A 1,134-nucleotide genomic window follows, 5' to 3' on the forward strand; every position below is an offset into this window, starting at 1 on the left:
GTTGAGTATTGTTCCATAACTCTAATTGATTGACACTCATAAAGCTACAAATAAACCTCCAATTAACCTACTGATTTACAATATATTATTCATTGCAATAACGTTTATCTTCAATAAATTTTAAACAGCTTCTTAAATTAAAAAGTTAATTCTTAACTCTCATGAGATTCATCAATCTTATCGTCGTCCATTGTTCCGCCACCCGCTGCGACCGCTACTATACGGAGCACGACTTGACGACAGACCAGAGGTTGTCAAAAAACTCTTTTTAACAAAATCACCCTTGCTACAGATATCTGTGACAGGGGGGGATTTTCATATTTTTGGTGTTTGGACACATCCTCCTATCATTTTTATATCCGGAAGAATGGTGACATCAAGTCTCTTCGCCCCTTGTCCCTGCCCGGAGGCGAATGCAAATAGCATCGGTGTCTGTTACGAAGGTGGTCTTGACGAGTATGGTCGCCCTGCCGATGCGCGTACCCCTTTCCAAAGGCATTCTCTGCGCGTACTTGTGTTGCTGTTGCTGAAAGATTATCCCAGTGCCCGGCTTTGCGGTCATCGCGACCTAAGCCCCGACCTGAACCATAACGGGGAGATAGAGCCGGAAGAGTGGGTGAAGCAATGTCCTTGCTTTGATGCAACGATTATTTTGACAGAGCCTGCACCACCCAATCCGGCATACTTATAGAATGTTTTATTCTCTTTCTTTGCGTTTCTCGCGCACGTATATATAGTGTGTGTTGTTATTTTCTCTCTCTTTCCTTTCCTCAAAAATGTTCGCTCAAAATATCTTTATGAACCAGATAGTTACAAAAAAAGTTTCGTTTTTATTAAAAGAAAATGGCAGATATGTTTGGCTTGTATTGCTAAATCCTATACCTTTGCAACCGCTTTCCAAGAGACGGAAAGTGGTGAAATTGAAATGCTGAAACAGAATTGTGGAAGGTGACGCAAAGAAAGAAAAAGATGAATTGAAACTTATTAATATTTCTCCTTATCTTTGTAGTCCGATTCGCAAAGAAGAACTTTTTCTTGTTTTGCTTTTCCTTATCCTTATTTAAAGGAGTCGAAAAGAAGAAAGAAAAAAAACTTCCGGAAAAATTTGGAAGTTATGCTTTGAAGTTCTTACCT

At 39.6% G+C, this 1,134-nt stretch carries 1 pseudogene; it reads left to right on the forward strand.

The features are described from left to right. Nucleotides 1-161: 161 nt before the first annotated feature. Nucleotides 162-691 (forward strand): annotated as a pseudogene (locus tag E5355_RS20075) (N-acetylmuramoyl-L-alanine amidase). Nucleotides 692-1,134 lie beyond the last annotated feature (443 nt).

Source organism: Bacteroides muris (ex Afrizal et al. 2022) (assembly GCF_004793475.1).
Taxonomy (GTDB): Bacteria; Bacteroidota; Bacteroidia; order Bacteroidales; family Bacteroidaceae; genus Bacteroides; species Bacteroides muris.